The sequence below is a fragment of the Kribbella sp. NPDC050124 genome (assembly GCF_044460355.1).
In the GTDB taxonomy this organism is placed as follows: Bacteria; Actinomycetota; Actinomycetes; order Propionibacteriales; family Kribbellaceae; genus Kribbella.
Genome location: NZ_JBITJU010000029.1, coordinates 39,580 through 62,154, shown reverse-complemented (window position 1 = coordinate 62,154; position 22,575 = coordinate 39,580). Strand labels below are relative to the sequence as shown.

The 22,575-nt window shown below is 68.7% G+C and carries 25 protein-coding genes; 9 read left to right on the top strand and 16 right to left on the bottom strand.

Annotated elements, in window-relative coordinates; translation table 11 throughout:
* Positions 1-453: a GNAT family N-acetyltransferase gene (locus ACIBL3_RS40880; RefSeq protein ID WP_396359369.1), complete on the top strand. Its 453-nt coding sequence runs from the start codon at positions 1-3 to the stop codon at positions 451-453.
* On the opposite strand, the gene ACIBL3_RS40875 is transcribed toward ACIBL3_RS40880, so the two are convergent.
* The 7 genes from ACIBL3_RS40875 to ACIBL3_RS40845 all read right to left on the bottom strand — a co-directional run bounded on the left by ACIBL3_RS40875 (position 437) and on the right by ACIBL3_RS40845 (position 6,928).
* Positions 437-1,936, bottom strand: coding sequence for an alpha-N-arabinofuranosidase (locus ACIBL3_RS40875; RefSeq protein WP_396359368.1), 1,500 nt, complete (start codon positions 1,934-1,936; stop codon positions 437-439). The genes ACIBL3_RS40880 and ACIBL3_RS40875 overlap by 17 nt on opposite strands.
* Positions 1,937-1,966: 30 nt before the next feature.
* Positions 1,967-2,794, bottom strand: a complete 828-nt coding sequence (locus ACIBL3_RS40870) for a carbohydrate ABC transporter permease (protein ID WP_396359367.1) — start codon at positions 2,792-2,794, stop codon at positions 1,967-1,969.
* A complete protein-coding gene (locus ACIBL3_RS40865; RefSeq protein ID WP_396359366.1) occupies positions 2,791-3,738 on the bottom strand; it encodes a carbohydrate ABC transporter permease in 948 nt (315 codons plus the stop codon). The genes ACIBL3_RS40870 and ACIBL3_RS40865 overlap by 4 nt, the downstream gene beginning before the upstream one ends.
* Positions 3,739-3,753: 15 nt before the next feature.
* Positions 3,754-5,037, bottom strand: coding sequence for an extracellular solute-binding protein (locus tag ACIBL3_RS40860; RefSeq protein WP_396359365.1), 1,284 nt, complete (start codon positions 5,035-5,037; stop codon positions 3,754-3,756).
* 124 nt (positions 5,038-5,161) lie between these two features.
* Positions 5,162-6,166 carry a LacI family DNA-binding transcriptional regulator gene (locus ACIBL3_RS40855; RefSeq protein WP_396359364.1) on the bottom strand — a complete coding sequence of 335 codons (1,005 nt, stop codon included), beginning with the start codon at positions 6,164-6,166 and terminating at the stop codon, positions 5,162-5,164.
* Positions 6,167-6,233: 67 nt separating this feature from the next.
* Positions 6,234-6,374, bottom strand: coding sequence for a hypothetical protein (locus tag ACIBL3_RS40850; protein ID WP_396359363.1), 141 nt, complete (start codon positions 6,372-6,374; stop codon positions 6,234-6,236).
* Between the two features lie 125 nt (positions 6,375-6,499).
* On the bottom strand, positions 6,500-6,928 hold the full coding sequence (locus tag ACIBL3_RS40845) for a VOC family protein (protein WP_396359362.1): 429 nt from the start codon (positions 6,926-6,928) through the stop codon (positions 6,500-6,502).
* A 60-nt stretch (positions 6,929-6,988) separates the two neighbouring features.
* On the opposite strand from ACIBL3_RS40845, the gene ACIBL3_RS40840 reads away from it, so the two are divergent.
* Positions 6,989-7,477, top strand: coding sequence for a MarR family winged helix-turn-helix transcriptional regulator (locus tag ACIBL3_RS40840; RefSeq protein ID WP_396359361.1), 489 nt, complete (start codon positions 6,989-6,991; stop codon positions 7,475-7,477).
* Positions 7,478-7,560: 83 nt separating this feature from the next.
* Here ACIBL3_RS40840 and ACIBL3_RS40835 read toward each other — a convergent pair whose 3' ends face one another.
* The gene (locus tag ACIBL3_RS40835) at positions 7,561-8,604 is read right to left on the bottom strand and encodes an aldo/keto reductase (protein ID WP_396359360.1); all 1,044 of its coding nucleotides are present in this window, start codon (positions 8,602-8,604) and stop codon (positions 7,561-7,563) included.
* An 88-nt stretch (positions 8,605-8,692) separates the two neighbouring features.
* Between ACIBL3_RS40835 and ACIBL3_RS40830 the strand changes: the two genes are divergently transcribed.
* On the top strand, positions 8,693-9,760 hold the full coding sequence (locus tag ACIBL3_RS40830) for an aminotransferase class V-fold PLP-dependent enzyme (protein ID WP_396359359.1): 1,068 nt from the start codon (positions 8,693-8,695) through the stop codon (positions 9,758-9,760).
* Between the two features lie 10 nt (positions 9,761-9,770).
* Positions 9,771-10,199 carry a MerR family transcriptional regulator gene (locus ACIBL3_RS40825; RefSeq protein WP_396359358.1) on the top strand — a complete coding sequence of 143 codons (429 nt, stop codon included), beginning with the start codon at positions 9,771-9,773 and terminating at the stop codon, positions 10,197-10,199.
* On the opposite strand, the gene fdhD is transcribed toward ACIBL3_RS40825, so the two are convergent.
* The 6 genes from fdhD to ACIBL3_RS40795 all read right to left on the bottom strand — a co-directional run bounded on the left by fdhD (position 10,196) and on the right by ACIBL3_RS40795 (position 17,341).
* Entirely contained in the window at positions 10,196-11,023 is an 828-nt protein-coding gene (gene fdhD, locus ACIBL3_RS40820) for a formate dehydrogenase accessory sulfurtransferase FdhD (RefSeq protein WP_396359357.1), read from the bottom strand. The two genes, ACIBL3_RS40825 and fdhD, sit on opposite strands and share 4 nt — an antisense overlap.
* Complete coding sequence (locus ACIBL3_RS40815) at positions 11,011-12,123, bottom strand: molybdopterin molybdotransferase MoeA (RefSeq protein WP_396359356.1); 1,113 nt, start codon at positions 12,121-12,123, stop codon at positions 11,011-11,013. The genes fdhD and ACIBL3_RS40815 overlap by 13 nt, the downstream gene beginning before the upstream one ends.
* A gap of 98 nt (positions 12,124-12,221) precedes the next feature.
* Entirely contained in the window at positions 12,222-12,440 is a 219-nt protein-coding gene (locus ACIBL3_RS40810) for a formate dehydrogenase subunit delta (protein WP_396359355.1), read from the bottom strand.
* Positions 12,437-15,253 (bottom strand): formate dehydrogenase subunit alpha, encoded by a 2,817-nt coding sequence (gene fdhF / locus ACIBL3_RS40805; protein WP_396359354.1) that lies wholly within the window; start codon positions 15,251-15,253, stop codon positions 12,437-12,439. The genes ACIBL3_RS40810 and fdhF overlap by 4 nt, the downstream gene beginning before the upstream one ends.
* Before the next feature lie 76 nt (positions 15,254-15,329).
* Positions 15,330-16,850 (bottom strand): formate dehydrogenase beta subunit, encoded by a 1,521-nt coding sequence (locus ACIBL3_RS40800; protein WP_396359353.1) that lies wholly within the window; start codon positions 16,848-16,850, stop codon positions 15,330-15,332.
* Complete coding sequence (locus tag ACIBL3_RS40795; RefSeq protein WP_396359352.1) at positions 16,847-17,341, bottom strand: NAD(P)H-dependent oxidoreductase subunit E; 495 nt, start codon at positions 17,339-17,341, stop codon at positions 16,847-16,849. Before ACIBL3_RS40795 ends, ACIBL3_RS40800 begins: the two co-directional genes overlap by 4 nt.
* Positions 17,342-17,474: 133 nt before the next feature.
* On the opposite strand from ACIBL3_RS40795, the gene ACIBL3_RS40790 reads away from it, so the two are divergent.
* Positions 17,475-18,152 carry a GNAT family N-acetyltransferase gene (locus ACIBL3_RS40790; RefSeq protein WP_396359351.1) on the top strand — a complete coding sequence of 226 codons (678 nt, stop codon included), beginning with the start codon at positions 17,475-17,477 and terminating at the stop codon, positions 18,150-18,152.
* Here the strand turns inward: ACIBL3_RS40790 and ACIBL3_RS40785 are convergent.
* Entirely contained in the window at positions 18,096-18,638 is a 543-nt protein-coding gene (locus ACIBL3_RS40785) for a CGNR zinc finger domain-containing protein (RefSeq protein WP_396359350.1), read from the bottom strand. The genes ACIBL3_RS40790 and ACIBL3_RS40785 overlap by 57 nt on opposite strands.
* A 149-nt stretch (positions 18,639-18,787) precedes the next feature.
* On the opposite strand from ACIBL3_RS40785, the gene alr reads away from it, so the two are divergent.
* From alr to ACIBL3_RS40765, 4 genes are read left to right on the top strand one after another with little or no spacing between them, the layout of a single operon-like run.
* Positions 18,788-19,804, top strand: a complete 1,017-nt coding sequence (gene alr, locus ACIBL3_RS40780; RefSeq protein ID WP_396359349.1) for an alanine racemase — start codon at positions 18,788-18,790, stop codon at positions 19,802-19,804.
* Positions 19,801-20,766, top strand: a complete 966-nt coding sequence (locus ACIBL3_RS40775; protein ID WP_396359348.1) for a D-alanine--D-alanine ligase — start codon at positions 19,801-19,803, stop codon at positions 20,764-20,766. Before alr ends, ACIBL3_RS40775 begins: the two co-directional genes overlap by 4 nt.
* The gene (locus ACIBL3_RS40770) at positions 20,763-21,116 is read left to right on the top strand and encodes a hypothetical protein (RefSeq protein WP_396359347.1); all 354 of its coding nucleotides are present in this window, start codon (positions 20,763-20,765) and stop codon (positions 21,114-21,116) included. The genes ACIBL3_RS40775 and ACIBL3_RS40770 overlap by 4 nt, the downstream gene beginning before the upstream one ends.
* Complete coding sequence (locus ACIBL3_RS40765) at positions 21,047-21,376, top strand: M15 family metallopeptidase (protein ID WP_396359346.1); 330 nt, start codon at positions 21,047-21,049, stop codon at positions 21,374-21,376. The genes ACIBL3_RS40770 and ACIBL3_RS40765 overlap by 70 nt, the downstream gene beginning before the upstream one ends.
* Here ACIBL3_RS40765 and ACIBL3_RS40760 read toward each other — a convergent pair.
* Positions 21,373-22,515, bottom strand: a complete 1,143-nt coding sequence (locus ACIBL3_RS40760) for an ROK family protein (protein WP_396359345.1) — start codon at positions 22,513-22,515, stop codon at positions 21,373-21,375. The two genes, ACIBL3_RS40765 and ACIBL3_RS40760, sit on opposite strands and share 4 nt — an antisense overlap.
* Positions 22,516-22,575: the final 60 nt, after the last annotated feature.

Below are 22,575 nucleotides of genomic sequence, written 5' to 3'. Positions count from 1 at the left end.
GTGATCAGACCTCTCGACCTCACCGACCGGGCGCTGGCCGAACGCCTGCTGGCGATCCAGCACGCCGCGTACGCCGTCGAGGCCGAGCTGATCGGCTTCGACGGCATCCCGCCACTCCAGGAGGATCTCGACGGCCTGATGTCGTCCACCGAGCACTGGCTCGGCCGGTACGACGGCGACGTCCTGGTCGGCGCGGTCGCCTACGAGTTCCCCGACCAGGACACGGTTGACATCACCCGCCTGATCGTCGACCCGGCGCACGCCCGCCGCGGGCACGGACGTGCGCTGCTGGATTACCTCGATCAGCTCGAGCCGCGACCGGTCAGCATCGTCTCGACCGGTACGGCGAACACCCCGGCGGTCAATCTCTACAAGTCTCGCGGGTACGACGAGACCGCGCGGATCGAGATCGCGCCGGGGGTCACCGTCACGCAGTTCAGCCGGCGAGGCTGACTGCGGTCCAGCTCACTGCCGGGAGGGTGATGGTGAGTTTGCCGTCGGCCAGCCGTACGTCGGCCGGCTGTGGGGTGACGCGGTCCGGGTGGTCGGCGGAGTTCGTCGCGAGCAGGTCGTCGTCGTGCACGATGAGCGCCTCGGCCACGGTGCCGACACCGGCGCGGCTGACGTCGACGGTCACCTCGATCGGGCCCTCGGTGGACCGGTTGACCAGGAACACGGCCAGCTTGCCCTCGTCGTCGTACGTCGCGACCGCGTCGACCGCTGCGATGTCGCCGTACTTGGCCGTGCTGATCGTCGGCGAGTCGGTCTCCACCCGCAGCACCTGGCCGGCCGCGAGCCGGGAGGTGATTGCGAACGGGTGGAACGTCGGCTGCCGCCAGGCCGGGCCGCCGCGCTCGGTCATGATCGGCGCGATCACGTTCGCCAGCTGGGCCAGGCAGGCGACGCCGACCCGGTCGCTGTGCCGCAGCAGCGAGATCAGCAGGTTGCCGACGACAACGGCGTCGGTGACGTTGTACTCGTCCTCGATCCGCCGCGGCGCGACCTCCCACTGGTCGCCGGGACCGTCGGTCCGGCGGGAGCGATCGCCGTACCAGACGTTCCACTCGTCGAAGGAGATGTCGATATTCTTCTGGCTCTTCTTCTCCGCGCCGACGGCGTCCGCGGTCGCGGTGACCGCGTCGATGAAGCGGTCCATGTTGACCGCCGAGCCGAGGAACGATGCGGTGTCACCGTCGTCGTTGCCGTAGTACGCGTGGCAGGAGATGTACTCGACGAAGTCGTACGTCTCCCGCAGGACGGTCTGCTCCCAGCTCCCGAAGGTCGGCATCGCCGACGAGGACGAACCACAGGCGACCAGCTGCAGATCCGGCTCGATCATCCGCATCGCCCGCGCTGTCTCGGCCGCGACCCGGCCGTACTCCTCGGCCGTCTTGTGCCCGATCTGCCAGGGCCCGTCCATCTCGTTGCCCAGGCACCACAACTTGATCCCGTACGGCGACGCGCCGTGCTGCTCGCGGAGGTCGGACAGCGCCGTGCCGCCCGGGTGGTTCGCGTACTCCTGCAGGTCGAGCGCCTCCTGCACCCCGCGGGTGCCGAGGTTGATCGCCATCATCGGCTCGACGCCGGCCTTGGCGCACCAGCGGATGAACTCGTCCAGGCCGAACTCGTTCGTCTCGACGCTGTGCCAGGCCAGGTCGAGGCGGCGCGGACGGCCCTCCCGCGGGCCGACCCCGTCCTCCCAGCGGTAGCCGGAGACGAAGTTGCCGCCGGGGTAGCGGACCACCGACACCCCGAGCTCCCGGGTCAGCTCGAGGACGTCCTTGCGGAACCCGTCCTCGTCGGCGGTGGCGTGACCCGGTTCGTAGATACCGGTGTAGACACAACGGCCCATGTGCTCGACGAACGTGCCGAAGGTACGGCGGTTCACCGGCGCGATCGTGAACGCGGGGTCGAGGGTGAGGTTGGCAGCGGGCACCAGGTTGCTCCTGTCGTGATGGATGGTGATCTATCCCTTGATGCCCGCGTCGCCGACCCCGCGCACGACATGGCGCTGGAACAGGGCGAAGACGATGAGCAGCGGGAGTCCGCCCAGCACGGCCGAGGCCATGATCTGGGCGTAGCGCAGGCCGTACGAGCCCTGCACGTTGGCGAGACCGACCGGGATCGTCATCATCGACGGGTCGGTGGTCACGATGAACGGCCAGAGGAAGTTGTTCCAGGCGCCGATGAAGGTGAAGATGCCGACGGCCACGAGGATCGGCCGCGACATCGGCACCATCACGCTCCAGACGATCCGCCACCGGGTCGCGCCGTCCACCCGAGCGGCGTCCTCGTAGTCGCGGGAGATGCCGTCGAAGAACTTCTTCAGCACGAACACCATCACCGGCGCGACCACCTGCGGCAGCACGATGCCCCAGTAGGTGTCGACCAGGCCGAGGCCGGTCATCTCCTGGAACAGTGGCACGATCAGCACCTGCGGCGGGACCAGGATGCCCGCGATGATCAGGCCGAACAGGATCCGCCGGCCCGGGAAGCTCGTCCGCGAGAACCCGTACGCCGCCAGCACCGAGACGAGCAGCGTCAGTGTCGTCACCAGGACTGCCACGACGGTGCTGTTCATGAACCAGCGGAGCAGGTCGCCTTGGTCGACGACACTCCGGTACGCGTCTGTCGTCGGGTCCTGCGGCAACCAGGTGATCGGTGACCGCGTGGTCTCCGGCTCCGGCTTGAGCGACGTGTCCAGTGCCCACAGCAACGGCACGAGCCAGACGATCGCGAGCAGCACCGCGCCGACAACGGTCGCCACCTTCGGGAAGGTCCACGTCGTCCTCATGCGCCGGCCTCCTTCCGGCCGGAGAACAGCTTGAACTGCGCGATCGCGACGACCACGATGATCGCGAAGAACATGTACGAGATCGCCGACGCGTAGCCGATCCGGTAGTTGGTGAAGCCGTTCTGGTAGATGTACTGGATGATCGGCCGGGTCGCGTAGTTCGGCCCGCCGTTGGTCATCAGGTAGATCTGGTCGAAGATCTTCAGCGACGCCACCAGTTGCAGGACGACGATCAGGCCGGTGGTCCGGCTCAGCAGCGGCAACGTGATCCGGAACAGCTTCTGCCGGCCGTTCGCGCCGTCGATGTCGGCGGCCTCGTACACCTGGGCCGGAATCCCTTGCAGGGCGGCGAGATAGAGCAGGAAGTTGAACCCGACCGTCCACCAGACGGTCGTGATCACCACGGCCAGCATGGCCCGGTTCTCGGTGTTCAGCCAGTCGATCTCGGCGAACCCGCCGGCCGTCAGCAGACCGTTCACCAGGCCGAACCCGGGCTGGTAGATCCAGACCCAGATCAGCGTCACGACGGTCGCCGGCAGCACGAACGGGGCGAAGTACGAGAACCGCAGCAGCCAGCCGAGCAGGCCGCGGCGGTTGGCGAGCAGGGCCATCACGAGCGCGATGATCACCAGCGGCGGAGTGCTCATCGCGGTGAAGACGAGAGTGTTCTTCAGCGACGACCAGACGGCCGGGTCGCCGAACATCTCCCGCCAGTTCTGCAGGCCCAGGAACTCCTGCTGGACCCCGGCCAGGCTGGTGTTGAAGAAGCTGTTCCAGAGTCCGGAGATCGTCGGCCAGATCAGGAAGACCGCGAACAGCAGCAGGAACGGCGCGACGAAGAACAATCCCGCCCAGCGTTCCTTCCAGGGCTGCCCGGTCGCCGGTTTCGCCGTCGCGGGCGGCGTACCAGGGGTGGTGACTCGAGGTGGTGTCTGCACAGCCATGGGGGTGACCTCCTGTCAGACCGGGGACGGGGTGTCGAGCAGCGTCTGAGTCGCTGCCTTGAACTGTGCGAGCGCAGCCTTGGGCGTCGCCTGGCCGGAGAACACCCCGCTGAACGCGGCGCCGGCTTCGTTCTGCAACTGCGCGCCCGAGCCGCTGAACCACGCGTCCGGGTCGAACAGCACGTCCGGCGCGACACTGCGGTACTCCGCCTGCGGCTTGAGGTTCAGGTACTTCTCGCTCTCCGCCACCGGTTGGTACGCCGGGATGTGCCCACCGGCCGCCCAGTCCGCGCTGTGCTTGAGCATCCAGGCGATGTACTCCACCGTCGCCTTGGTGTCCTCCGCCCTCCGGTTCGCCTGGTGTGGCAGCACGAACGTGTGCGCGTCACCGGCGTACTTCGGCACGTCGTACACGACCGGGAACGGCGCCATGCTGAACGGCATCTTCGCGGTCTGGTACGTCGTCACCTCCCACTCCCCGTTGAAACTCAGGCCGACGTCGCCGCTGGTGAACTGGGCCACCAGGGCCGGGTAGTTGGCCGAGCGCGGGACCAGGCCGTCGGCGGCGAGTTTCGCCATCAGCTCCAGGGCTTCGAGCGCCTTCGCGTCGTCGAGGACGAGCTCCGTGCCGTCCTCGTTGAAGAACTCGCCCTCGAGCTGTCCGTACAGCGTCCACCACATCCGCCACGGGTTGGTGGTCTCGATCGAGGCGCCGTACTTCCCGGTGGTCTCCTTGGCCGCCCTGATCATGTCCACGAACGCGTCGACGCCCTTGACCGGCTTGATCTTGCCGTCCGGGCCGAGCAGTCCGGCCTTCTTGCAGATGTCGGTGTTGTAGTAGAGGACGAACGGGTGCTGGTCCAGCGGTACGGCGTACAGCTGCCCGTCGACCACACAGCGGTTCCAGGTCGCGGGGAGGAAGTCCTGCTCGCGGATCCCGGCTGCGTTCAGCAGGTCGACCGGGATCGGGTCGAGCATCGTGCTCGGGCTGAACCCCTTCAACCGGGACAGGTGCAGGGTGGCGATCTCGGGCGCCCGGCCACCGGCCGCGGACATCGCGAGCTTGGTGTAGAACGGCGGGCCCCAGGCCAGGGTGTGCGCCTCGAACCGGACGTCCGGGTGCTCGGCGACGTACTGCTGGTGGATCTGCAGCAAGCGGGCGCCGTCGCCGCCGCCGAACAGGTTCCACTGGCGGACCTTGGGGCGGGCGCCGAGCGTGCCGCAACCGCTGAGCGCGAGTGCGCCGACCAGTCCGCCAAGGACTGCCCGGCGCGAGAGGGGTGGTGGGGATGGGGGCATCTTCGTCTCCTCCTGGCGGTGGTGGAGCACAGCTTTACATCGGTGTACTACATCGGTGTAGAGATGATGCCCGGGTGGTCCGCGGGTGGTCAACCCTTCAGGGACGGTGGCTTTGCGTGACCGGTCAGCCGGCCGTGGACTCGCGCACGTGCAGCTCGTACGGCGCCACGATCTCCTGGTGCTCGGAGTCGTCGCCGGCCATCCGCCGCACCAGCAGCTCGACCGCCTTCCGGGCGATGTGAACGCGGTTCGGGTCGACCGTCGTGAGGGTCGGACTGCTGTAGTTGGCCTCGTCGATGTTGTCGAAGCCCGCGACCGCGACGTCGTCCGGGATCCGCAGGCCGTGGGCCGTCAGCGCCCGGACGGCGCCGAGGGCCAGCGTGTCGTTGAGGGCGAAGACGGCATCGAACTTCCGACCGGTCGCGAGCAGCTCCTCCATGGCGTCCGATCCACTCGAGCGGTGCCACTTCCCGCCCGACACGGCCAGCTGCTCCGGGGCGGACACGCCGTACTCGGCGAGCGTCTCGGCGTAGGCGCCGTACCGGATGGCCGCGGTGCCCACGCCCTCGCCGGGGCGGATGCCGATGACCGCGATCCGGCGGCGGCCCTGGTCGAGCAGGTGCCGCACGACGGCCTTGGTGCCCTCGACGTTGTCGATCATCACGTGGTCGACCGGGCCGTGGAAGATCCGCTCGCCGAGCAGCACCATCGGGGTCGGGGTGCGGAGCTGGTCGACGTCCTCGGGGCCGAGGCCGAGCGGGCTGTAGAGCAGGCCGTCGACCAGGTGGCCGCGGGGCCGGGCGAGCGCTTCCAGCTCGCGCTCGCGGTCGGCGTTGGTCGTCTCGATCATCACGGTCAGGCCGTGCTCGCCGGCGGCCGCGATCGCGGCGTCGGCCAGTTCGGCGAAGTACGGGTTGCTCAGCTCGGGGACGGCGAGCGCGATGATGCCGGTCCGGCCGGACTTCAGGTTCCGGGCCGAGATGTTCATCTGGTAGCCGAGGGCATTGATCGAGGCGAGCACCCTGGTCCGGGTCTCCTCGCGGATGTACGGGTACCCGTTCATCACGTTCGACACCGTCTTCGGCGACACCCCGGCATGCCGCGCCACGTCCCGCATCGTCACCGCCACGACATCACCCCCTCGTCACCCGGTCCTGGTCTCACACACCGTAATGCACCGAGCGGCCGAGCGCGGATCAGGCGCCGTACGGCGGGCGGTACAGCGGGGTGAGCTGGATCCCGGCCTGGACGGCCTTGGTCAGGATGGTCGACTCCGGCCGGCCGAGGCGGAGGCTGATCACCGAGGGTGGAAGGTTGTCGGCGGCCAGTTCCTTCAACTTATGCAGTTCCTTTGTCGTCCAGGGTTCCGCAGCGTTGCGGATGGACTGTGGCAGTCCCATCGTCCTCACATCTCTTCAGCGTGTTCTGCCACCCCTGTGCCCGATGATCAACGTTTGAAAAGTCAATACGACTGGAGCTCGATCAACGTGCCGTCGGGCGCCCGCAGGTGAGCGGTCCGCAGGTTCGGACCCCACTGTGGCCGGTCCTGCGCGGGCGCCAGCACGGTCGCACCCAGCTTCTCCAGGACCTCGCCTGCGGCCTCCACCTCGTCGACCTTGAACACCAACATCGCCGAGTCCGGAGCTGCCACCCCGGGCGCCACCTCCGGCGCTACCTCCGGTGCCAGCTCGGCGGTCCCGATCACGTTCGCCATCACCGCCCGTCCGAACAGCACCAGCCCGGTCTGCCCGTCCAGATCCCAGTTCGCGTACTCCGCCTCCGGGATCACCTTGACCGGCTGCACGCCGTACAACTCGTCCAGCACGGTCCTGTAGAACTCAACAGCAGCAGGGAAATCGCGGACCAGTATCCGCGGGTACAACGCGTCCATCGGAGTGCTCCTCACTTAGTTGGTAATCACCAACGATTGGTTCGAACCTACAATAGCTCGATGGAGACTCTCGCGGGGACGACCACCTTCGTGCTGCACAAGGTGGCGGTGGCGAGCCGGCGCGCGATCGCGGACCGGCTGGCCGAGCGTCCAGGGCTGACGCTGTGGCAGTACGCCGCCCTCGCCGAGCTCGGTGATCACGGTCCGGCGGCGCAGAACGGGCTGGCTGCGGCGCTCGGGATGGATCCGGCTGACATGGTCCGGCTCATGGACGAGCTGATCGGCAAGCGACTGGTGTCACGCGAGCGCGATCCCGCCGATCGGCGCCGCTACCGGATCAGCCTCACCGCAAAGGGGCGGAACATACTCGGGATCGCCGGGAAGGTGATCCGCGAGGTGGAGCGGACCACCCTCGAGCCGCTGTCGGACGCCGAGCGTGCGACCCTGCGGGACCTGGTGACGAAGATCCACACACGCTCTGTCGCAAACCAACTACCATCTGTACGCGTCGGCCTGCCCGCGGACAGCGTGATCGGCTGTCGGACCTGATCAGTGCTTCAGGCCGGCAAGTGGTCCGTGGCGGTCCATGTCACCGCTGACGTGTTACAGCACGCCAGCGGTGACATAACCCGTCAGCGGTCGTTTGACGGGCGTCGGCGGAGGGCCGGGTCGGTGAGGGATGGGGGACGCCAGGCGCCGTCGGGCTGGTAGAGGTCGGTGCCCGGTGGCACGATCTCGTCGATCCGGTCCAGGGTGGCGTCGTCCAGGGTCAGGTCGGCGCCCTTCAGCAGACCGTCCAGCTGCTCCATCGTGCGCGGGCCGCTGATCACCGACGTCACCGCGGGATGCGTGGTGACGAACGCCAGCGCCAACTCGGGCAGCGTGCAACCGATGCCCTCGGCAACCTCGATGAGCTGCTCGACCGCGTCGAACTTCGCCGCGTTGCCCGGGATCGACGGGTCGAAGCGGAACGGCGTCAGCGCGGCACGCCCGGTGGTCAGGTCGACCGCCTGGTCCTTGCGCACCTTGCCGGACAGGAATCCGGACGCGAGCGGGCTCCAGGTCAGCACGCCCATCCCCAGTCGCTTGGCAGTCGGCAGCAGCGACCGCTCGATGCCGCGCGCGATCAGCGAGTACGGCGGTTGCTCGGTCCGGAACTTCCCGTACCCACGCCGTTCCGCGACGTGGTAGGCGTTCACGATGTCCTCGGCGGGGAACGTCGAGCACCCGAACGCGCGGATCTTCCCCTGGCTGACCAGGTCGGTCAGCACCCAGAGCGTCTCCTCGATGTCGGTGCTGTAGTCCGGCCGGTGGATCTGGTACAGGTCGATCCAGTCCGTGTCGAGCCGGCGCAGGCTGTTCTCCACCTCCTGGACGATCCACCGGCGCGAGTTCCCACTCCGGTTCCGCGACCCGTCCTCGAGCGGGAAGTGCACCTTCGTCGCCAGCACGACCTCGTCGCGGCGGCCCTTCAGCGCCTTGCCGACGATCTGCTCGGACTCGCCGCGGGAGTACATGTCCGCGGTGTCGACGAAGTTGATGCCCTGGTCGAGGGCGGCGTGGATGATGCGGACACAGTCGGCGTGGTCGGGGTTGCCGACCGCACCGAACATCATCGTCCCGAGGCAGTGCGCACTGACCTCGATCCCGGTCCCACCCAGCGTGCGATAACGCATCTACTCTGCTCCTAGCTCCCGGATCTGCTGTCCCGAACGCTAGAAGCTAGAGCGCTGTCTAGGTCAAGCCGCCCGTACTGTGGGGGACGTGGACTTCGCAGAGTTGTGGGATCCGGAGCCCGGTTGGCTGAACACGGCGTCGTACGGTCTGCCGCCGCGGGTCGCGTGGGAGGCGCTGCAGGGCGTGCTGGCGGACTGGCGGGTCGGCGCGACGAGTTGGGAGCCGTGGGACGAGTCGACCACCCGGTCCCGGGAGTCGTTCGCCCGGCTGGTCGGGGCGGATCCGGCCGATGTGTTCGTCGGCAGCACTGTCTCTGCTGCGCTGGTACCGATCGCAGCCGCGTTGCCGGACGGGGCGAAGGTGCTGACGGACGACGTCGAGTTCACGTCCAACGTCTTTCCGTGGAAGGTGCACGAAGACCGGGGCGTCGAGCTGGTCGCCGTACCGGGTGACCAACTGGTGGCAGCGATCCGGCCCGGGATCGACCTGGTCGCGGTCAGCGCGGTGCAGTCGTCGACCGGCGCCGTCCTCGACCTGGCCGCGGTTGTTGCTGCCAGCAAGGAAGTCGGCGCGCTGCTGGTCATCGACGCGAGCCAGGCGCTCGGCTGGTTGCCGCTGACCGTGGACGGCATCGACGCGCTCGTCGCGCACACGTACAAGTGGCTGATGTCGCCCCGCGGCGCCACGCTCGGTTACCTCTCGCCACGCCTCCAGGAGCGGTGCCGCCCGTCGGCCGCCGGATGGTATGCCGGTCGCACCGTGCAGGGCTCGTACTACGGATCGCAGATGGATCTCGCTCCGGGCGCACGGAAGTTCGACCAGTCGCCTGCGTGGTTCAGCTTTGTCGGTGCGGCGCCCGCGCTCGAGCTGATCGAGCAGATCGGCGTCGAGACGATCCACCGCCACAACCTCGACCTGGCCAACGAGTTCCGCGCCGGGCTCGGCCTGCCGCCGTCCGACTCGGCCATCGTCAGCACCAACCTCGCCGGCGCCCAGCAGGCGTTCGAGGCGGCCGGGATCCGGGCCGCCGTCCGGGACGGGAAGCTGCGGGCGTCGTTCCACATCTACACGACGACTGCCGACGTACATCAGGCCCTCACAGCGCTCAAACCGCTGCTGCAAAAACAGCTAGAGGGTGGTCTAGGTCCGGGTTAGGGTGCCGCGTATGAGCACGGGACTGAGCATCGGACAGGTTGCGGAACGGACCGGGCTGAGCGTGCACGCCCTCCGGTTCTACGAACGCGAGGGCCTGCTCGCGGATCGGGTACGGCGGGAGTCGAACGGCCGGCGCGTGTACACCGAGGACGACGTCGCGTGGCTCGCCATGTGCATCAAGTTCCGGTCGTCCGGGATGCCGTTGGACACCATCCGCAAATACACCGACCTGGTCCGCCAGGGGCCGGGCAACGAGCACGACAGGCTCGCTCTGCTGCGCAGCCACCAGGACTACGTGACTGCGCAGATCCAGGAGCTCACCGAGTGCCTGAACGTCATCACGCACAAGGTGGACGTCTACAGCCAGCGTCTGGCCGCCGGCACTGCCGACTGCCTGTGGGTGGCGCCGTCCAGCACGACGGACTCCGCTGCCTCCTAGTCCACCGTGATGCGGTCGGGGTGGGCGTAGAGGTTCATGGTGCCGTTGCGGATGAAGCCGGCCAGGGTGAGGCCGGACTCCTGGGCCAGGTCGACGGCGAGGGAGGACGGGGCCGAGACGGCGCCCAGGATCGGGATCCCGGCCATGACCGCCTTCTGCGCGAGCTCGAACGACGTACGGCCGGAGACGATCAGGACGCAGGCGCGGGCCGGGATGTGACCGGCGAGGACGGCCCAGCCGATCACCTTGTCGACGGCGTTGTGGCGGCCGACGTCCTCGCGTACGACGAGTAGCTCGCCGCTGGCCGTGAACAGCCCGGCCGCATGCAGACCGCCGGTGCGGTCGAACACCTGCTGCCGTTCGCGGAGCGCATCGGGCAGACCTTTGAGCACGTCGAACGGCACCCGCACCTGGTCGTCGGCGGGCGAGTGGCGCGTCTTCAGTCGTACGGCGTCCAGCGAAGCCTTACCGCAGACGCCGCAGGACGAGGTCGTGTAGAAGTTGCGCTCGACTCCGGTCACCGGTGGCGGGACGCCGGGTGCGAGGCCTACGTCGAGGACGTTGTACGTGTTGCGGCCCTCGTCGTCGCGCGAGTCGCAGTACCGGGCGTCGCGGATGTCGTCGACGCTGCCGATCACGCCCTCGGTGTGCAGGAATCCGTGTGCCAGCTCGACGTCGTGTCCGGGGGTGCGCATGGTGACGGCGAGGGGCTTGCCGTCGACGCGGAGTTCGAGTGGTTCCTCGACGGCGATCGAGTCCGGCCGAGTGCGGTCGCCGGCGGGGCCAAGACGCAGTACCGGACGACGTGCGATTAGACGGCCCATGGTCGCGCTCCCGGATCGAGTGGCAGCAACCTCGCGGCGATCGCCTCGGCTGGACCGGGGTCGACCACGGCGAGTGCGTCGGCTGCGGCGACTCCGCGCAGCATGGCGGAACCGCCGTGGCCCACTGGTACGGCGCCTTGTGCGGTGACGCGGACGGGGACGAGTCGGGTACTGCGTGGGTGGCAGGGCAGCCCGCCTGGTACGGGTGCGACCGGCAACGCGGGGAGGGGGAGACCGCGCATGCGGAGGATCGCGGCGACGCCCAGGGTGAGGAAGGCGGTCAGGGCGGCGAACGGGTTGCCGGGCAGGCCTACGACGAGGCGGCCGTCGGCGAGACGGGCCAGTGCTTGTGGGTGACCGGGACGGCAGGCGACGCCGTCGATGATCAGCTCGGCGCCCAGGGCGGAGAGTGCTGGTCGGAGGTGATCCGCTGGTCCGGATGCGGAGGAGCCGGAGACGAGGATCAGCTCGGCGTCGGTCGAGCGGAGCGCGTCGATGAGCGCCGTACGGTCGTCTGGTAGGTGGGTGACGGGGATGGGTCGGGCGCCGGCGCGGGTGATCAGTCCGGGGAGCATTGGGCCGATGGCGTCGCGCACGCGGCCTGGGCCGGAGGCGCCGCGGTGTATTAGCTCGTCGCCGGTGACGATGGATGCCACGCGCGGTTGCGGGATGACCGTCAGCCGGTTGAGCCCTACGGAGGCCGCGACGCCGAGCACTGCCGGGTCGACGATCACGCCGGCCGGCAACAGCATCTCGCCCGCCTGGCACTCCTCGCCTGCCCGCCTGATGTGCGTGCCGGTGTCGTCCGGGCCGTGCACCAACTCACCAACCCGAATCGCATCCTCATCCCGGATGACCGAGGACGCTCCAGTCGGCACAGCAGCCCCTGTCGTGATGCTGCAGGCCTCCCCGGCCTTCAAGTCCACCGCCGGGCTGGAGCTGACCCCCACGTGCCCCACCACGCGCCACGGTCCGGGCCCACACACCGCAAACCCATCCATAGCCGACCGATCCACCGGCGGCACCGCAACCGACGCCACCAACGGAGTAGCCAGCACACACCCCTCAGCCTCAGCCAACCCCCGCGCCACAGCAGCCATCGGCACCCCGGCCGAATGCGCCAACTCCCGACTCACATCCCACGACAACACGGCTACAGCATGCCGCCGCACCCGAAGCGAGACGTCGTCTGGTTGGGTCACTGGGTGGCCAGTTGTTGGGCGGCCAGGGCTGCTACGGGGTCCAGGTTTTCGGCGCCGGCTTGGACGTGGGCTATCAGGGCTCGCTTCATGCGGGGGTCCCAGGCGGCTTTCATGTGGTTGGCGATTGCGGTGGCGGCGTCGGCGGGCGGGCGGTGGGCGAACTGGACCGCGATCTCGTTCGCCAACCGCACGTACGGCGGGAGGGTGCTCGTCATCTCGCGCCGACCGCCTCGCGCTCGGCGGCGGTGGTTGACGTCGGCTGTGTCAGCAGGTCGACCTGGACGGCGGTCACTTTGTACTCGGGGCAGTTCGTCGCCCAGTCGGAGTTGTCGGTGGTGACGACGTTCGCCCCGCTCACCGGGTGGTGGAACGTGGTGTAGCAGACCCCGACCGGCATTCGGTCGGACAGCCTCGCCCGCAGCGTCGTCCGGCCGACCCGGCTCGACAGCGCGACCGTGTCGCCGTCCTCGATGCCCCGGACCTCGGCGTCGTGCGGATGCAGTTCGAGGATGTCCTCGGGATGCCAGGCGACGTTCGCCGTACGGCGGGTCTGCGCGCCGACGTTGTACTGCGACAGGATCCGCCCGGTGGTGAGGATCAGCGGGAACTTCCGGGTCGACCGCTCGCTGGTCGGCACGTACACGGTCTCCATGAACCTGCCCTTGCCCCGGGTGAACTCGTCCTCGTGCATGATCGGCGTCCCGTCCGGGTGCTCGAGGTTGCACGGCCACTGGATCGAGCCCATCGTGTCCAGCTTGTCGAACGAGACCCCCATGAACGTCGGGGTGGTCAGCGCGATCTCGTCCATGATCTGGCTCGCAGAATCGTAGTGCATCGGGTAACCCATCTGCTGGGCGATCTCACAGACGATCTCCCACTCCTGCTTCCCGGTCTTCGGCGCCATGATCGGCCGCACCCGGTTGATCCGGCGCTCGGCGTTGGTGAACGTGCCGTCCTTCTCCAGGAACGACGTACCCGGCAGCAGCACGTGCGCGAACTTGGCCGTCTCGTTGACGAACAGGTCCTGTACGACGAGCAGGTCTAGCGCACCGAGGGCGGCGAACACGTGCTGGGTGTTGGGGTCGGACTGCGCGATGTCCTCGCCCTGCACGAACAGCGCCTTGAACGATCCGTCGATCGCGGCGTCGAACATGTTCGGGATCCGCAGACCCGGCTCGTTCAGCAGCGGCGTGCCCCAGAGCTGCTCGTACACCTCGCGGACGCCGTCGTCGGAGACGTGCCGGTAGCCCGGCAGCTCGTGCGGGAACGAGCCCATGTCGCACGAGCCCTGCACGTTGTTCTGACCACGAAGCGGGTTCACGCCGACGCCGCGCCGGCCGATGTTGCCGGTCGACATCGCGAGGTTCGCCATGCCCATCACCATCGTCGAGCCCTGGCTGTGCTCGGTGACGCCGAGGCCGTAGTAGATCGCCGCGTTGCCGCCGGTCGCGTACAGCCTGGCCGCCGCGCGGATCTCCTCGGCAGGTACGCCGGTGATGTCGGCGACCGCCTCCGGGCTGTGCTCGGGCCGGGCGATGAATGACTCCCAGGTCTCGAAGTCCTCACACCGATTGTCAACAAAAGGACGATCGACAAGGCCTTCGGTGACGACAACGTGGGCGAAGGCGTTGATGATCGCCACGTTGGTGCCGGGCGCCAACTGCAGATGGTGGGCGGCCTCGATGTGCGGTGAGCGGACCAGGTCGATCCGGCGCGGGTCGACGACGATCAGCTGGGCGCCCTGGCGGAGCCGCTTCTTCATCCGGGACGCGAACACCGGGTGCCCGTCGGTCGGGTTGGCGCCGATCACCAGGATCACGTCGGCTTCCTCGACCGACTTGAAGTCCTGGGTGCCGGCCGACTCGCCGAAGGTCTGCTTCAGGCCGTACCCGGTCGGTGAGTGGCAGACCCGCGCGCAGGTGTCAACGTTGTTGTTGCCGAACACCGCGCGCACCATCTTCTGGACGGCGTACACCTCTTCGTTGGTCGTCCGCGACGACGTGATCGCACCGATCGACCCTTGGCCGTGCTCGGCCTGGATCTCGCGCAGCCGCCGGGCGGTGAAGTTGATCGCCTCGTCCCAGGAGACCTTCCGCCACTCGTCCGCGGTCGTGTCCCGCACCATCGGCTCGAGCACCCGATCCGGGTGGCTGGCGTACCCGAAGGCGAACCGGCCCTTCACGCACGAGTGGCCCTCGTTCGCGCCGCCGTTCTTGTACGGCACCATCCGCACCAGCTCGTCACCGCGCAGCTCGGCCTTGAACGAGCAGCCGACACCGCAGTACGCACAGGTCGTGACGACCGACCGCGTCGGCATGCCGAGCTCGACGACCGACTTCTCCTGCAACGTCGCGGTCGGGCACGCCTGCACACACGCGCCGCACGACACACAGTCCGACTCGAAGAACGAGACGCCTGCACCCGCGGCGACCTTGGAGTCGAAGCCACGGCCTTCGATGGTCAGCGCAAGAGTGCCCTGTACTTCGTCACACGCCCGGACGCACCGTGAACACGCGATGCACTTCGACGCCTCGAAGTCGAAGTACGGGTTGGAGGTGTCGGTCGGCAGGTCCAAGTGGTTGGCGCCGGCCTCGACGCCGGATCCGTACCGGACTTCGCGAAGACCAGTGACGCCGGACATGTCCTGCAATTCGCAGTCGCCGTTGGCGGAGCAGGTCAGGCAGTCGAGTGGGTGGTCGCTGATGTACAGCTCCATCACACCGCGACGGAGTTTGCCGAGCCGCTCGTTCTGGGTCCGGACCACCATGCCGTCGGCGACTGGCGTCGTGCAGGAGGCCGGCGTGCCGCGTACGCCATCGATCTCCACGACGCACAACCGGCAGGAACCGAACGCCTCGAGACTGTCGGTCGCACACAGCTTGGGGATGTCCAGACCGGCTTCCTTCGCCGCGCGCATCACCGACGTACCGGGTGGAACGGCGACGCTCACGCCATCGACGGTCAGACTGACAGTCGCCTCGCCAGGCCGCGCGGGAGTGCCGTAGTCGGGTTCCTTGAGCAAGCTCATCCACGTCCTCGCTTCGCTCCGGGCGCGGATGAGGCGCAACGGGGGCTGTACTTGATGCTGAACTCGCTTCGCTCGTTCATGAACCGAAGTCCTTTCCGAAGTGGCGGACGGCGCTGCGCACCGGCATGGGGGTCAGCCCACCCATCGCGCAGAGGGAGCCGTCGGTCATCAACTCGCACAGGTCGTCGAGCAGCACGAGGTTCTTCTTGCGGTCGTCACCGGCGACGATCCGGTCGATCGTCTCGACGCCGCGGACGGCGCCGACCCGGCAGGGCGTGCACTTGCCGCACGACTCGGCGGCGCAGAACTCGAACGCGAACCGGGCCATCGCGGCCATGTCCACGGTCTCGTCGAACACCACGATCCCGCCGTGCCCGACCATCGCGCCGGCGGCCGCGAACGCCTCGTAGTCCATCGGCAGGTCGAACTGCTCGACCGGCAGGTACGCGCCGAGCGGGCCGCCCACCTGGACGGCCCGCACCGGGCGTCCCGACGACGTCCCGCCGCCGAAGTCGTTCACCAGCTCGCCGAGCGTGATCCCGAAGGCGGTCTCGACGATGCCGCCGCGGGCGACGTTGCCGCCGAGCTGGAAGACGCTGGTGCCGAGTGAGCGGCCGGTTCCGTACGACGCGTAGGCCTCGGCGCCGTGGGCCAGGATCGTCGGGACCGTGGCCAGCGACAACACGTTGTTCACCACGGTCGGGCGGCCGAAAAGCCCTTCCAGCGCAGGGATCGGCGGCTTGGCCCGGACCGTCCCGCGCTTGCCTTCGAGGCTCTCGAGCATCGAGGTCTCTTCACCGCAGATGTACGCGCCGGCGCCGACCCGGACGTGCAGGTCGAAGGTGAGGTCTGAGCCGAGGATGTTCGCACCGAGCCAGCCCTCGGCGCGGGCGATCTCGATGGCGGCCTTCAGCGTCGCGACCGCGTCCGGGTACTCCGAGCGCAGGTAGACGTAGCCCTCGGTCGCGCCGACCGCGTACGCCGCGATCGTCATCCCCTCGATCAGCGTGAACGGGTCGCCCTCGATCAGCATCCGGTCCGCGAACGTCCCGGAGTCGCCTTCGTCCGCGTTGCAGCACACGAACTTCAGATCCGACTGAGCACCGAGCACGGTCCGCCACTTGATCCCGGTCGGGAAGCCGGCGCCGCCGCGACCGCGCAGACCGGAGTCGACCACGGTCTCGACCACCTCGGCCGGAGTCATCAAAAGTGCTTGCCTCAGGCCCGCATTTCCGCCGTACGACGTGGAGTCGGCCGCGGAGAGCGGATCGATCACGCCGACCCGCGCGAACGTGAGCCGCTGCTGCCGCTTCATCCACGGGAGCTCTTCGACCAGCCCGAGATACACGCCGATGTCGCGGACCTCGCCGCGGAGCATCCCGGCCGCGACCAGTCCGTCCACGTCTTCGGGTGCGACCGGACCGTAGCCGACGCGGCCCTCGGGGGTCTCGACCTCGACCATCGGCTCCAGCCAGAGCATGCCGCGGGAACCGGTCCGGACGACCTCGACGCCGCCGATCGCGGTGATCCGCTCGGCGACCTCGTCGGCGCCGACCGACCGCGCGGCGGAGTCCCTGGGGACGTAGACCCTGGTCATCGGGCCTCCCCGAGGATCGCGTCGAGCCGGGTCGGCGTGACCCGTCCGTGCAGCTTGCCGCCGACCTGGACCGCCGGTCCGAGAGCGCAGTTGCCGAAGCAGAACACCTCGTCCAGGGTCAGCCGGCCGTCCGCCGTCGTCTCACCGAAGCCGCAGCCGGTACTGCGTTTCGCGTGCTCGGCCAGCGCGACCGCGCCGACCGACCGGCACGCCTCCGCCTGGCAGATCGCCACGGTCGTGCGTCCGGCCGCCGTACGGCGGAAGTCCTTGTAGAACGTGACGACGCCGTGGACCTCGGCCACGGCGATGTTCAGTACGTCGGCGACGACGGGGACGTCGCCCTGGTCGACGTACTCGAGCTCCTCCTGGATCGCGTGCAGGATCGGGATCAGCGCCCCGCGGAGCCCATGTAGTTCGGTGGCTATCTCGCGCACTCGCTGGGCACGCCCGGGAACCGGGACGGGGGCGGCGGCCACGACCTCACTCGTCATGTATACAACATTCCGTCGCCCGCCCCGCAGGGTCAAAGCAATGCTGCCTATGAGCTGATAGGCGCCGTCTATCAACCGGCCAGTGATCCGCTAGGTAACTGGCTAATTCAGATTGGGCAGTTACAATCGCGCAATGAGTGAGGAGCTGCGGCGATGGATCGAGGGGTGGCGGTTGTGTCGGGGGTTGGGGGCGGTGAGCGAGGACCGGGACGCGTTGGGTGTGGTGCTGGGGTTGCCGGGGCGGGAGCGGGAGCTGTTCGCGCTGACGGATGAGGCTGGGGTGGTGGATCGGCTGGTGGGGCTGGCGGTCGAGGGGGTTTGGCTGACTGTGACGACTCAGGACGGGGATGGTGTGGCTCGGCGGTTGGCCGCAGGTGGGCTGGAGGTGTTCGCGGAGCAGAAGGTGTTGATGTCGACAAGGCTGCTTGATCACCCGACACCGGTGACGACTGAGTACGAGGTGGAGCTAAGGTCGGAGGGGGAGTTGGAGTATGTGCGGGTCCTGGCGGCGGATGGCTCGGTCGCGGCGCGGGGGATGGCGGCGGTGGTCGGGCGGGACGCGGTGATGCACGACATTCAGACCGATCCGGGGCACCGGCGGCGGGGACTCGGGAGCGTGGTGATGGGTGAGTTGAGCCGACGGGCGGTGGAGCGTGGCGCCGAGACCGGGTTGCTGATGGCGACGGTGGAAGGTGTCCACCTGTACCGGAAGCTCGGATGGGTGCCGGAAGCAACCATGGTGACCGCGAAGGGGTCAGGTGGCGCGGGCGCGGTGGGCGGCCACCTTGGTGCGGTTCTGGCAGGCGGTTGAGCAGAAGCGCTGGGTGCGGTTGCGGGTCGAGTCCAGGAAGAGGTCCTCGCAGCGGGTGGCCTCGCAGCGGCGGAGACGCTGGATGTCGTCGCTGCCAAGGAGGGTGGCCGTCGCGGTGGCGAACTCCGCGATCCAGCCGGTCGCCGAGTCCGGGTCGCCGAAGTGCAGGTGCCAGGGCGCGTCCTCGTGCCGGGTCAGCTGTGGCGCCGCCCTCGTCGCCTTGAGAAGCCCGTTCACCACCTGGACCGCCTCGTCGACCCGACCCTCGGGGAGGTGGCCGAGGGCGTCGTGCAGTTGCCGTCCACCAGGAGCCCACTCGGAAACCTCGACGTCGACGGGTTGATTGGTGGTCAGGCGCAGTACGGCGTCCACCGCAGCCGCATCCGGTTCGCCGGCCGGGCGGCCCTGGCGCCAGGTGGATCCGAAGGTGTTGGCCAGCGCGATCGCCGCCAGCAGCGACGCTTTCAGGTGATCCGTGGCTTCCACGCCTCCAGTATCCCCGGGAAAGTTCGCCGGGCGGGGCAGATTTCATTCATCCGGATGAGCCGGGTCATACCACGGTCGTAGCGGCGGGTCGCACAGTTCCGTCCTTGAACCGACGCATCCGGCCGTTGCCGGAAACAACAATGACGATCATGAACCTGGTCCTGAGCCCATCCCGCCACCGCCCGGCAGCACGTGGGATCGCCGGCTTGTCCGAGGCGGTCGTCGACCTCTCGGCGGTTCGCGACAACGTCCGTGCCGACGAGGCGCTGCAACTGCGCGCCGCTGGGCTGACCGTGCCGATCCTGGTCTGGCTGTACGACGCCGCCGAGCTCATGCTGCTCGGGGACGTCGACGTGGATGTCAGCATCTCCACGATCGCGGAGCTGCACAGAGTGGTCTCCAATCCGGCGGTCCACTACGTGCACCTCAAGCTCGACACCGGGCTGCACCGCTCCGGCAGCGCACCTGATCAATGGATCGAGCTGACTCGAGCGGCCGCGCACTACGAAGGACTCGGCGCCTTGACGGTCCGAGGCATCTGGTCGCACCTGTCACATGGCGACAGCCCGGATGCGGTCCAGAGTCGCCGTGAACTCCAACTGCTTCGCACGGGCGTGGTTCTTGCCAGACGCGCCGGCTTGCGGCCGAGCGTCGTACATCTGGCCAACTCCGCTGGGGCGATCACGGTGGATGCGCCCGACTGCGACCTGGTGCGGATCGGCGCCGGGATGTACGGGATCGACGAGACCGGGCTCGGGTTGCGGCCGGCGATGCGGCTGATGAGCAAGCTGGCCCAGGTACGGCGAATCCGTGCAGGTGAAGGGGTTTCGTACGGACACGACTTCGTCGCCGAGCGGGACACCACGGTGGCGCTCGTCCCACTGGGGTATGCCGACGGCATCCCGCGGGTGGCAGGCGGACAGGCCGGCGTGCTGTGCCGGGGAGTCCGGATGCCGGTGATCGGGCGGATCGCGATGGATCAATTCGTCATCGACGCGGGCGATCTCCCGGTCGAACCGGGGGAGCCGGTGACGGTCTTCGGCGACGGCTCGCGCGGTGAGCCGACCGCGGTCGACTGGGCCCGATGGGCCGGCACCATCCCGCACGAGATCTACTGCGGAATCGGATCTCGGGTGCCGCGACGCTACGAGGAGGCGGCCCGATGAAGGTTGCCGTCGTGATGGGTGGCGCGAGCCCCGAGCACCAGGTGTCGCTGGCCAGCGGTCGCGGGATCGCCAGGGCGATCAGCATTCTGGGCCACACCCCGATCCCGCTCGTGATCGATGCCGACGGCAACTGGGTGGACGGCCAGCACGAGGCGATCGAGATCCTCCAGGCCTGTGACGTCACGGTCCCGGCCCTGCACGGCGAAGGCGGTGAGGACGGCACGCTGCAGGGATTCCTGTCCCAGTTGAAGGTTCCGTACGTCGGCAGTGGCGTGGCGGCCAGCGCGGTCGGGCTCGACAAGCACCTGACCAAGTCCGTGCTGAGGGCGCACGGCATCGCGGTGACGCCTGGCGTCACCTTGCGAGGCGCGGACCTGACCGACACCGAGGCCGCGATGCAGAAGCTCAAGGCGGCCGGGCTCGAGTTCCCGGTGTTCGTGAAACCCGGGAACGGCGGTTCCAGCTTCGGCGTCACCCGAGCGACCGACCTGCCGTCGTTGTCGCACGCGATCGCGGAGGCCGCCGTACTCGATCCGCACGTGCTGGTGGAACGGGAGATGGTCGGGCGGGAGATCGACCTGGCCGTGCTGGAGTTCCCGGACGGGCGGGTCGAGACCGCGCCGGCGCTGGAGATCCACAGTGATCCGGGCGAGCCGTTCTTCAACGCGACCGCGAAGTACGACAGCAGCGCCACGCGGTTCGTCGTACCGGCGCCGCTGGATCCGGCGCTGGCCGATCGGCTCCGGCGGACGGCGATCGAGGTCTTCGACGTACTCGGGTGCGAAGGCCTCGCACGGGTGGACTTCTTCGTGCCGGGCCAGGGGGAGCCGATGGTCAACGAGATCAACACGTTCCCCGGATTCACCCCGGCGTCGCAATTCCCGCGGATGTGGGCGGCGGCCGGCATGAGCTACGCCGAGGTCGTCGACACCTTGCTGCGTACGGCGGTGGCGCGCGGATGACCGTCCTGCTGAGCGACGACCGGATCACGCAGCTCCCGGCGATCGAGAGCGGTGAACCGCTGGTCGACCTGTTCACTCGGGACATCGCGACCCCGGACCGCCAGTTCGTCCGGGAGACTGTCGCGGACCGGCTCGCGATCGCCGACGCGTTCCTGCCGGCCGGCATCCGGCTGCAGGTCGTCGAAGGGCTGCGACCGATCGAGGGCCAGCAGAAGATCTACGACGGGTATCGCGCTGAGCTCGAGCGGCTGCACCCGGGGATCTCCGACCACGACGTCACGTGCTGGCCAGCCGGTTCGTCTCACCGGTCGAGGTCGCGCCGCACGTCGCCGGGGCAGCGGTCGACCTGACGTTGATCGGTGCGCACGGCCCGCTCGACCTCGGGACACCGATCGACGCGACACCTGAGCAGAGCAGCGGCGCGTGCTTTTTCGACGCGGCCAACATCAGCCGGGAGGCGCGGACGAACCGCATGCTGCTGGCCGACGTACTGACCGCTGCCGGGTTGGTGAATTACCCGACCGAGTGGTGGCACTGGTCGTTCGGCGACCGCTACTGGGCGTACGTCGAGGACCGCCCGAACGCCATCTACGGGCCGGCTGGGCTCTAGCGGCCGAGGACGAAGGTCTGGATGGCGACGACCGCGGCGCCGCGAGCCCACTCGGAGAAGTCCGCGGGTTGCAGGACCATCGGGAGCTCCGCGCCGGACGGATGACGGTCGCCGTGCAGGCCCGCGAGCAGCTCGTCCTGGGCGACCTCGGCCAGCCGAACGCCCTCGCCGCCGAGGACGACGAGCTCGGGCATGGTGAAGTTCGCGGCTGCGGCGATCAGGCGGCCCAACGCGCGGCCCGCCCTGCCGACGACCTGAACGGCCGCCGCGTCGCCTTTGGCAGCAAGGTCGAGGCATTCCTCGTACTCGACAGCCCGCCCGAGTGCGCTGCCCACCTGGTCGGTGATCGCGCCGACGGTCAGCAGACTGAGCGCGCAGCCGCGATGCCCGCGGTCGCAGCGTGGTCCGTCGGGAACCAGTGGGTGATGACCGATCAGGCCGATACTCGTGTCGGGGCTGTCGACGACCCGGTTGTGCACGACTAGGCCGTACCCGATCCCGACCCCGATCGTCAGCAGCACAAACCGGTCCGAGCCGCGGCCGGCGCCGAACCAGTGCGTCGCCTCGGTCAACGCGTTCAGGTCGTTCGCCACCACGACCGGGGTGTCCGTCTGGGCCGCGAGCAGCTCGCCGAGTGGTACGTCGACCCAGTTCAGGTACGGCCCCCATCGCACCTCGGATTTGCTCCCGACCCGGCCGCCCACGGTCACGCCGAGACCGGTGATCGGCCGCTGCCCAGGCACCTGGACGGCGAGGTCGTCGGCGAGCTCGAGGACCAGGCGGCAGACCGCGGAGGGCGTGGGGTCGGTGAGCGGACGTTCGATACTCGCGATCACCTCGGCACGCAGCGTTGTCAGGACGCCGATCGCGGAGTCGCCGGTGAGTTTGATGCCGACGAAGTGATGCGCGTCCGAATCGAGGTTCAGCGGTTGCGACGGGCGGCCGACCCGGGCGTCCGTAGTCCCGGCAGACACCTCGACGAGCAGGCCCGACTCCACCATCGGCTTGGTCAAGCGGGTCAGGCTGCCCGGTGACAGGCCCACGCGGCGGGACAGTTCGGCGCGCGACAGTGGGCCGTCGAGCAGGATTTCCAGCGCCACCTGCCGAGACGGACCCGTCAATGGTCGCCACTCACCCACCCGACAAGGGTAACGGCGTACGAGAGACGGAGTTGGACGCCGGGACGTGACCCGGTCCGC

Bases quoted from the DNA above. Each gene is read 5' to 3' on its own strand.
- ACIBL3_RS40870 (WP_396359367.1), bottom strand. From the start codon at position 2,794: ATGAGGACGACGTGGACCTTCCCGAAGGTGGCGACCGTTGTCGGCGCG.
- ACIBL3_RS40865 (WP_396359366.1), bottom strand. From the start codon at position 3,738: ATGGCTGTGCAGACACCACCTCGAGTCACCACCCCTGGTACGCCGCCC.
- ACIBL3_RS40860 (WP_396359365.1), bottom strand. From the start codon at position 5,037: ATGCCCCCATCCCCACCACCCCTCTCGCGCCGGGCAGTCCTTGGCGGA.
- ACIBL3_RS40845 (WP_396359362.1), bottom strand. From the start codon at position 6,928: ATGGACGCGTTGTACCCGCGGATACTGGTCCGCGATTTCCCTGCTGCT.
- ACIBL3_RS40840 (WP_396359361.1), top strand. From the start codon at position 6,989: ATGGAGACTCTCGCGGGGACGACCACCTTCGTGCTGCACAAGGTGGCG.
- ACIBL3_RS40835 (WP_396359360.1), bottom strand. From the start codon at position 8,604: ATGCGTTATCGCACGCTGGGTGGGACCGGGATCGAGGTCAGTGCGCAC.
- ACIBL3_RS40825 (WP_396359358.1), top strand. From the start codon at position 9,771: ATGAGCACGGGACTGAGCATCGGACAGGTTGCGGAACGGACCGGGCTG.
- fdhD (WP_396359357.1), bottom strand. From the start codon at position 11,023: ATGGGCCGTCTAATCGCACGTCGTCCGGTACTGCGTCTTGGCCCCGCC.
- ACIBL3_RS40815 (WP_396359356.1), bottom strand. From the start codon at position 12,123: ATGGCTGCTGTGGCGCGGGGGTTGGCTGAGGCTGAGGGGTGTGTGCTG.
- ACIBL3_RS40810 (WP_396359355.1), bottom strand. From the start codon at position 12,440: ATGACGAGCACCCTCCCGCCGTACGTGCGGTTGGCGAACGAGATCGCG.
- fdhF (WP_396359354.1), bottom strand. From the start codon at position 15,253: ATGAGCTTGCTCAAGGAACCCGACTACGGCACTCCCGCGCGGCCTGGC.
- ACIBL3_RS40800 (WP_396359353.1), bottom strand. From the start codon at position 16,850: ATGACCAGGGTCTACGTCCCCAGGGACTCCGCCGCGCGGTCGGTCGGC.
- ACIBL3_RS40795 (WP_396359352.1), bottom strand. From the start codon at position 17,341: ATGACGAGTGAGGTCGTGGCCGCCGCCCCCGTCCCGGTTCCCGGGCGT.
- ACIBL3_RS40790 (WP_396359351.1), top strand. From the start codon at position 17,475: ATGAGTGAGGAGCTGCGGCGATGGATCGAGGGGTGGCGGTTGTGTCGG.
- alr (WP_396359349.1), top strand. From the start codon at position 18,788: ATGAACCTGGTCCTGAGCCCATCCCGCCACCGCCCGGCAGCACGTGGG.
- ACIBL3_RS40775 (WP_396359348.1), top strand. From the start codon at position 19,801: ATGAAGGTTGCCGTCGTGATGGGTGGCGCGAGCCCCGAGCACCAGGTG.
- ACIBL3_RS40770 (WP_396359347.1), top strand. From the start codon at position 20,763: ATGACCGTCCTGCTGAGCGACGACCGGATCACGCAGCTCCCGGCGATC.